Source organism: Mucilaginibacter sp. PAMB04274, from assembly GCF_039634385.2.
Lineage (GTDB): Bacteria > Bacteroidota > Bacteroidia > Sphingobacteriales > Sphingobacteriaceae > Mucilaginibacter.
In genome coordinates this window covers 58,907-66,452 of record NZ_CP155082.2, presented here as the reverse complement: position 1 = coordinate 66,452, position 7,546 = coordinate 58,907, and the positions used below count along the sequence as shown (strand labels likewise).

The 7,546-nt window shown below is 38.2% G+C and carries 9 protein-coding genes; all 9 read right to left on the bottom strand.

What is annotated here, in order from left to right; translation table 11 throughout:
* Positions 1-491: 491 nt before the first annotated feature.
* The 9 genes from ABDD95_RS24095 to ABDD95_RS24055 all read right to left on the bottom strand — a co-directional run bounded on the left by ABDD95_RS24095 (position 492) and on the right by ABDD95_RS24055 (position 7,542).
* Complete coding sequence (locus ABDD95_RS24095; protein WP_345952163.1) at positions 492-1,718, bottom strand: hypothetical protein; 1,227 nt, start codon at positions 1,716-1,718, stop codon at positions 492-494.
* A 239-nt stretch (positions 1,719-1,957) separates the two neighbouring features.
* The gene (locus ABDD95_RS24090; RefSeq protein WP_345952162.1) at positions 1,958-2,317 is read right to left on the bottom strand and encodes a DUF6876 family protein; all 360 of its coding nucleotides are present in this window, start codon (positions 2,315-2,317) and stop codon (positions 1,958-1,960) included.
* A 371-nt stretch (positions 2,318-2,688) separates the two neighbouring features.
* The gene (locus tag ABDD95_RS24085; RefSeq protein WP_345952161.1) at positions 2,689-3,006 is read right to left on the bottom strand and encodes a hypothetical protein; all 318 of its coding nucleotides are present in this window, start codon (positions 3,004-3,006) and stop codon (positions 2,689-2,691) included.
* Between the two features lie 296 nt (positions 3,007-3,302).
* Entirely contained in the window at positions 3,303-3,572 is a 270-nt protein-coding gene (locus tag ABDD95_RS24080) for a hypothetical protein (RefSeq protein WP_345952160.1), read from the bottom strand.
* Between the two features lie 102 nt (positions 3,573-3,674).
* A complete protein-coding gene (locus ABDD95_RS24075; protein ID WP_345952159.1) occupies positions 3,675-3,935 on the bottom strand; it encodes a hypothetical protein in 261 nt (86 codons plus the stop codon).
* Positions 3,936-4,455: 520 nt separating this feature from the next.
* Positions 4,456-4,956, bottom strand: coding sequence for a hypothetical protein (locus tag ABDD95_RS24070; RefSeq protein WP_345952158.1), 501 nt, complete (start codon positions 4,954-4,956; stop codon positions 4,456-4,458).
* 18 nt (positions 4,957-4,974) lie between these two features.
* Positions 4,975-5,448 (bottom strand): PH domain-containing protein, encoded by a 474-nt coding sequence (locus ABDD95_RS24065; protein WP_345952157.1) that lies wholly within the window; start codon positions 5,446-5,448, stop codon positions 4,975-4,977.
* A gap of 1 nt (position 5,449) precedes the next feature.
* Entirely contained in the window at positions 5,450-6,568 is a 1,119-nt protein-coding gene (locus ABDD95_RS24060; protein ID WP_345952156.1) for a hypothetical protein, read from the bottom strand.
* 158 nt (positions 6,569-6,726) lie between these two features.
* On the bottom strand, positions 6,727-7,542 hold the full coding sequence (locus tag ABDD95_RS24055; protein ID WP_345952155.1) for a topoisomerase C-terminal repeat-containing protein: 816 nt from the start codon (positions 7,540-7,542) through the stop codon (positions 6,727-6,729).
* Positions 7,543-7,546 lie beyond the last annotated feature (4 nt).

Genomic DNA, 7,546 nt, shown 5'->3' with positions numbered 1-7,546 from the left:
ATTTTTTCTTTTTGCTGTTTAATCATCTTGTCGGGCAAGCCGCATTCAAGCTGTTATTTAGGCGCTCTGCCGGATTAATATTACTTTTACGCAATTTTTAACGCTTCTGTAAAAATGTGCGCTTAAAACGGCTGATATGCTTTGCCAACATGCCGACCGAAGGGAGAAAAATAAAACCCTTTGCGAAGCAAAATCCTTTATATATTGATTATGCTATTAAGATATAATAATGGTCGAAATACTATAATGGTTCTTAAAAAAAAGGCTGTTTCTGAACTGGAAACGGCCTTTTTAATTTCCTGTTGGTCGGTATGTTATAATAGCTGCCTTTCAGGGTCGAAAAGATATAACGGTTGGTCGAAATACTATAATGGTTATCAGCTTAAGGTCGAAAAGTTATAACAGTTGGTCGAAATACTATAATGCCAAAGTAGGGTAGGGTCGGTATACTATAATGCTCGGTCGACAAGTTATAATGCCCAGTCGGTATGTTATAATGCTCCCATAGTCGGCTCAATGCTTAAAAAGCCTTCATGTATCATTCGTATTGCCTCGCTGTCCTTAAGCTGTTTGGCTTTATTCCATTCGTTGGCTTTGAAGTACACCGATTTTAAAACCTCGACCTTTTTTTGAAGGTCTGCATCAGTGGAGTTCAGCCACCTTTGAAATGCATCTGTCTCTTTCTCAAAGGCTGTAATTCTGCTTAATCTTTCCTGCGGGTATATACTATCAAATAAATGCCTTAAGTCCTTTAGAAGCGTTAATTTTAGCTTATGATCTACCGACATTCTTTGCATGATCTCGGGATGCATATTTGAGGTAAAATCGAATTTGATCAGATAATCCTCAACGTATTTGTTTTCGACGTTTCCGCTTACAAACTTGTACTCAAATGAAAAGTGAAGTAACTTCTTGTCACTATTGATATTCTTATAGATTGATTTCAGAATATTGCTGACAGCTTCTTTTTTATGCTTTGGCTCTTTCTCTACTGGGTTCCCTTTTTTATCGGTTTCTTTCATATATCGAACACCTGCGATATCGGCCAGGTGATCTACGGAATACAGGGGAACATCAACCTTGCCCTGTTGGGATGCATAGATATGAAAAACCTTATTAAGAAAAATGTAAATCTTCTTTCTGGAATGCCCGCCCTTGCCTTTGCCAATGGCCGGAAGCCTGGTGGTGTCAAGCGTATAATATCGTTTTACGAAGCCCTCTATAATTACATCAGAAAGGCGTACTTCATAAACTTTCTTTGTTCCCAGTACCGTACCGCTTTGCAAATAAATGTCTTTTAGAATAGGAAAGTTTTCAAGTTTGATGATCTTTCCATCTTCTCGGTAGTCATGCACCCTTGAAAACAGGATATTGGTTCTTAGCATCCGATAAAGCGTATAATCAAGCACACTTTCAAATTTGTGTCCCTCATATACTGGCGCCTTGACACGGCCACTGACGATATCAGGATGAACAGCGCAAAGGTTAGGTGCGCTTATCCCTGTAAAATCGCTATATTCTTTTATGGTAAACTTAGTATAGCCAAACAGGTTGTTATTAATCTTCTTGCTCATGAAAATGATAAAGTCCAAAACGTTTTGGGCATCACCTTCAAAGCTGTTATCAATATCCATTAGGTTATCTGCAACACTTCTATCAACCCTTGATAGGCTGTAGCTTAGTTCCTTGGCTTTATCTGATAGTACGTTGTTTTCCATAATAACACAAATAATGATATCAATATACAAAGATATCAATATATCTTAAATAATAAACATTTTGATTGGATTTTTTTAAAGTGTAATTGTAAAAATACGCATTTTTTCTTTTAGCTGTCTAAAGTCCAAAACCATTAAGGGGTGGGGCGGGTAGTCATGTTTATAACTCTAACAGCATTATAGTATTTCGACCTATTGGAATGCTGACCATAAAAAAAGCCCCATTAAGGGGCTAATTCTTAGTGTTCGTTCGGTAAGTATATTAAATCATTTTGTAACCAAACGTGTACCAGATCAGCTTTAAAATCAGAAAAGCGAATATCAATTTCCTTAATGACATTCTTGTTTCCATCTTCAACTGAAAGTTTGAAATGATTGCCTTGCAGCCGTTTTAATATCCAGACTTGAAACTCTTGGGTATCCTTGATATCCCTTGAATGGATACAGATTAAATCAAGCAACCAGTAGCATTCATAAGTATCAGCAAGGTATTTTGTTCCTTGGGTTATGTGGATTCCGAAAGTGTACTTATAAACTGATTCAGAACCTCCTGCAAACTGGTTAAATTCGTAAGTGCTGTTTAACCTAAATTCTTCCATGATCTTAAATTTTAATCGTAAACCTGAATTAGTTTACATGCGTCACTCCGGCTCTAAGGCCGAATAAGTGCAAAAAATTTGGAAAGAAAATGCGGTGGGTTCCCTTTGGGATACCCATTTTGTTTTTAAATTATTTGGTGCGGAATGGCAATGAGGGCTGCCCACGTTTCGGGATTATGGGCCGAACTTTGTATTTAAACTAATAATATGACTACTCCCTAATGATATCCTTTAAACAATCACCCCCTCTATATATAGGGAATGCTATCAAAAGAAGCGAAGCTACGCGAGCTGGCCACAAAATATTACTATCAAAAAGTCACACCCGGACTTTCTCCAGGAATAACTTTTGCTATCAAACCATACAGTAGTTAGAAAAGGGAATACTGTACTTCCGCATCAATTACAATATATTGTTCTTTAATAAAGTGCTTGATGGCGTCCTCGGCAAACGTTTCAAAGCAGGTGTAACCGTATAACGATTCAGGATGAAAGAAATGTGACTTGCCGTCTTTTTTACCTGTAACCTGATTGATGCTGCTAACCTGCAAATGTGATATGCAAGGTAGGGCGTTGTCTTTAAGTACATTAAATGGTTTGAACCTGAAATGCAGTTCTACCTTTGTACTGCCAATGATTTTAGTGTAGTGATTTTCTGTTAAAAATTCTTGATGAATGATCATTTCCATAACAATAAAGCTTAAATTTTTATTGCATGGGTGTAGGAACTGTGAGCATATCAGTCAAGGGCAGTGAGGTACGAACCGTTTATATACCCTTGACAGATATATAGCGACGTTCCACCTTTGCATACTAAAAATTTAAGCGGTTACTGGAAGCGTTCTGCCAAGGCTGAACAGATAATTGCTATCATAATTAATAACCTGGTAGATCTTCAGGTAAACTTAATGCTATCAAAGTGGGTGGCGGATCTCATTGCCGGCATAAGAATTTGCTACGATCTTAGATCGATAGCATAGGGGGATTATTGTGCATCCTTTTTTGCAATAAATTCCTCGAGAACTTTTAGCTTTTCAGGTGGTATTGCGCCTATGCCTGGTAAAAGCGCCTTTACAATGCCCGCAAGCTCCTTCAATTCTGCGTTTTTTTCACTATAAGCTTCCTGAAAACCGACTGCAAATCCTTTTGCAGCAATACGAGCATCATCTACATTCTTATAGGTGCTGTCTGCATATTGGGTAGCCTTGCCAATAATGCTTTCCATCAATTTTTTACTTTCTGCGGGTACTTCCATAATTAATTGTAATTTGATAAAAATGTAGATCGACTTGCAATAGCCCCAAGAATAACGCCTTTGAAAATATGATTTTTACGGTTTCCCGTATTTTAAAAAGCCCTATTCAGGGCTTCTATTCAGATATAGTGATTTTAAAAATTGTTCTTCGGTTTCATCACTGTTTAAGATTTCATAGTGGAATACGGTTGTCAGTTCATCCCCAATTGCCTTAGCTTCCTGGTCAGATAATGCGTCTGCCATTTCTTTAAGTTTTGCTTGATCGTCTGATTCGCAACAGGAAATCATCATGTCGCCATATTCTTCAAGGTTTTCAACTCCGTACTTCTTAGCTAATTCTGGATTCAATTTAATAGTATTCATATCTTAAATTTTAACATAAACCTGAATTGATTTATGTACCCGTCACTGGCAATAAGACCGAATACGTGCAAATTCTTAAGGAAAGAAAATGCGGTGGGTTCCCTTCGGGATACCCATTTTGTTTTTTTAAGGATTTGGTGGTTAGACAGAGGGTAGGGGCACATTTCGGAATTAGCGCCGAACTTTGTATATAAATTGATTAGGGTAACTCCCAAGTCGTTACAATGAAGATTTCTTTAATTTCGGGTGCTATCATTATGAACCCTGATCAGGCGGTCGGCCAATGAATAACGCTATCAAAAGGAATGTTCCGGATCTTCTCGAGACAAACTAAATGCTATCATAATCACAAGCTGCGCCTGGGGGCCAATTCAAATAATGCTATCAGTTAGGGAAGTGCCCTGCCCTGATCTGCGGATGCTCAGGGAACGGTATAGTAGCAAAAGTATAAAACGCAAAAAGGCGTTGGCCGAAGCCAACGCCCATGATCTAACTAAAAGGAACGGCTAAAAGAAAAAAATCAATATGCTGAAATGTCTAAATTTTTGGATACGGGTTCTGTCACTTGTCCCACTGGTAACGCTTTATAAGTATAGGTTTCAATCAGCTTGTCATCAGCATACACCTTTATTAAGGCTGTTATAGGCGTTTGTGCGGCATCATCGGTGTTTTTGGTCTGTGTGGCTGACAAAAGAAAACCCAGCCTGTTAACAGCTTCCTTGCTCTCTACAACAAGCTTATTACTGGTCAAATCTGCTATATAATTATAAGCATTTCCTTGTGCAATTACCTGTGTCCATTGGGTATTTGCAGGGGTGCTTATCAACGGCTCAACAAAAGCGCCTTCGCCCTTGGTTAATGAATTAATGGTAAATAGTAACTGGTAGTTTTGATAATTGCCGGAAAATTCAACTTCAACCTTTACTTTCTTTTCCGACTTTGTTTGTACATCAGGGTCGTTGTCTTTACTGCATGAAATGAACATCAATGCTAATACACAAAGGCTTAATAACTTTTTCATAGGTGGTAATTTTAAAATTTAATTGATTTCAATGATTTTACTTTTTGCTCTCGCGCGTTGTACCAGATCCCTGATCGTGTCATTCAGGTTTGACTGAGGGATGCCATTTAGGGCAATTACAACGTCTTGCTTATCGGTGGTAAATAGGGTCAAGGTCATAATTTTCAAAATCCTCATTATTAGATTTTGCTTGATGACATAATCCTTTACCCTATACAATTCAAGTGTTACAAGCGTATAGCTGAATATCCCAGTCCTTATTTTCAAGGTTTCTGCTGTAAGGATATAAAGCGTTAGACGGATATAAAAGAACCGATAGAAAGCCATAGCCAATACTACAATTGCAGGTAAACAGAGTGTGTTTAACCAAAAAGCCCCGACCAGTAACGCCACTGCAATAAATAACAATCCAAAGACTGATAAAAAGCAGTAGGAAATGGTGGGGCTTAATTGTAAGTATCGTTCCTGATTTGGGATGCCGATACTATTCATACTATCGGCTTCGTTGGTAGCCTTTATCTTCCTGATTCTGAACCTTTATATCCTGTGGTTTTTCGTACACAAGCTTTAGGTCTTTATCATACAGGCTAAGATTTTTGAACTGGGGGCTTGCAGCTACAAAAGCCTTTTCTTCGGTGCCGTTCTTCTCGAGGGTTACCGATTGAAGGTTGCCACGTTTTAAAGAGGACATTAACCGTTCCCTATGATCGGGGTCGTTTAGTTCTTTTATTGGATGGGTGGTAACAGCTTTATCCAGGTCAAAGCCGTAATTTTTATAGAAGGTTTTAAAGGAAAACTGGCCTTGATCGTTCTTCTTTTCAAAATCAAGCTTCATCCAAACTTCTTCCTTACGCTTTATTGGCTCGCCTGATTCGGTCAAGTTCTGCTTATCTGTGATTTCCGCATTCTTTTGAATAGAACGGCCTGAAAGAAGGTTGTAAGCTTCTTTGGCAGTTATATCGTTCCCTTTATTTAAAGTGAACACACGGCTTACAGGATCTTGTACTGTGCCGTTGGCATTGCCTTTTTCAAGGGTAGCCTGATAGTCGTTTAAAAAATAGTTGTCGGTTGTTTTGCTTTTACTAAACCGCAATTCATAATTTACCATATCCTTAGCGTTTGGCGTACTAAATGCAGCCGAAGCGCCCAAGGTAAATTTATCCGAACCCTCTTTTAACCGAACTTCTAATGCAGAATTGAGATTTTCCCCAAAGCCCAGGTATTTAAGGCTTTTTTTAAGGTATTCAAAATTCTGTTCGTTAAGTTGAGTTTTCTTCATATCAAAAGTTACATCCTCAAAATTAACAAATCTCTTTTCCTTATCTGTCGGTTCTTGGGTAAAATGTCTGATAATATACCCTTTATCATCGAGAAAGTAGTATAGATCGTTTTTGTCTACAACCAGGGCGTCTAAAAGAAGATCGTACTTGTCTTTTGCCGATAACTGGTGACCGTCGATCACATCAGGAATTGAAGTTAACTGCTCGTGTGTAAGCTTTGGTTTTTCAAGGGCGACTGTAGTGTCTGCCTTTTCTTTAAAGGGAGCTTCGTAAAGCTCTTTCTGTTCAGCACTCGGTGGAATGACCTGAACCGGATTTGGGATAATGTCCATGTTACATAGTTTTATGGTTAATAATCTTTATAAGAACTCTATTAAATGAGCATCAGGGATAGAAGTGGTTATCCTTTTTGCTGTGTAATGGAAGGGTGATGGGGGGGCAAAAAGATATGAACGGATAGCCCGACCGTAGTGATGCCCAAATCATTTTATCAGGAAATTTTAACTATTTCAAGCTTATAATCGCTATCCAGTTTATAAAACCCGGTGTATGCGTCGCCATTTTTAGGCTTAAACTTTGTCTTGTCTGACGTACCTTTTTGGCACAAATCCAACAAATCTTTAAGCGTAATCTCCTTGCCTGAAATTTCTCTCCAAACGGTAAATTCGCACTTAATTTCATCATTCCTGTAATTCGAGCAACAATACGCCTTATGATTAGCCGAAACGCTGCCTGTCTTACACTTAGGGCATTTAATGATCTCAAAATCAAACTTAACCTTCAAATTATCATCAAGAATAAGCTTCGCCCCAAAAGTCTTTTGGCTATTACTCAAAAAATCCGTCCTATAATCCGTCGAACTACCGTTCAAAAGAACCTCGGCCTCATTTTCGGACAAAAAAACACCTGCAATGTTCCTGTTGATATACAAATCACATTCTTTATCATTAAAAAAGCCTTCGCAAATAAACGCCTTGTTAGAAATTTTAACTTCCTTAGCACATTTAGGGCAGGGCGTATCTAAAGAATTATGCTGAAAATGCGGCTTAATAACCCCTTCTTCAATCACCAACTTTGCGGAAAACTGCTTATTATCTTTATTAACCAAGTCATCAAAGAAATCCGTTTCCTTATGATCGGCAAGCTGCTTAACAATATTCTGTGTCATTTCCTTACCGAAGTAGGTCTTAAAAATCATAAAGCTGCACTTATCGTCCATACTTTTAAAATGGTTGCACATATAACCTTTAGCGCCCTCTATCAAGTCTCCTTGATTGCAAACGGGGCATTTAGCGACTTTATCCATAAAA

Bases quoted from the DNA above. Each gene is read 5' to 3' on its own strand.
- ABDD95_RS24095 (WP_345952163.1), bottom strand. From the start codon at position 1,718: ATGGAAAACAACGTACTATCAGATAAAGCCAAGGAACTAAGCTACAGC.
- ABDD95_RS24090 (WP_345952162.1), bottom strand. From the start codon at position 2,317: ATGGAAGAATTTAGGTTAAACAGCACTTACGAATTTAACCAGTTTGCA.
- ABDD95_RS24085 (WP_345952161.1), bottom strand. From the start codon at position 3,006: ATGGAAATGATCATTCATCAAGAATTTTTAACAGAAAATCACTACACT.
- ABDD95_RS24080 (WP_345952160.1), bottom strand. From the start codon at position 3,572: ATGGAAGTACCCGCAGAAAGTAAAAAATTGATGGAAAGCATTATTGGC.
- ABDD95_RS24075 (WP_345952159.1), bottom strand. From the start codon at position 3,935: ATGAATACTATTAAATTGAATCCAGAATTAGCTAAGAAGTACGGAGTT.
- ABDD95_RS24070 (WP_345952158.1), bottom strand. From the start codon at position 4,956: ATGAAAAAGTTATTAAGCCTTTGTGTATTAGCATTGATGTTCATTTCA.
- ABDD95_RS24065 (WP_345952157.1), bottom strand. From the start codon at position 5,448: ATGAATAGTATCGGCATCCCAAATCAGGAACGATACTTACAATTAAGC.
- ABDD95_RS24060 (WP_345952156.1), bottom strand. From the start codon at position 6,568: ATGGACATTATCCCAAATCCGGTTCAGGTCATTCCACCGAGTGCTGAA.
- ABDD95_RS24055 (WP_345952155.1), bottom strand. From the start codon at position 7,542: ATGGATAAAGTCGCTAAATGCCCCGTTTGCAATCAAGGAGACTTGATA.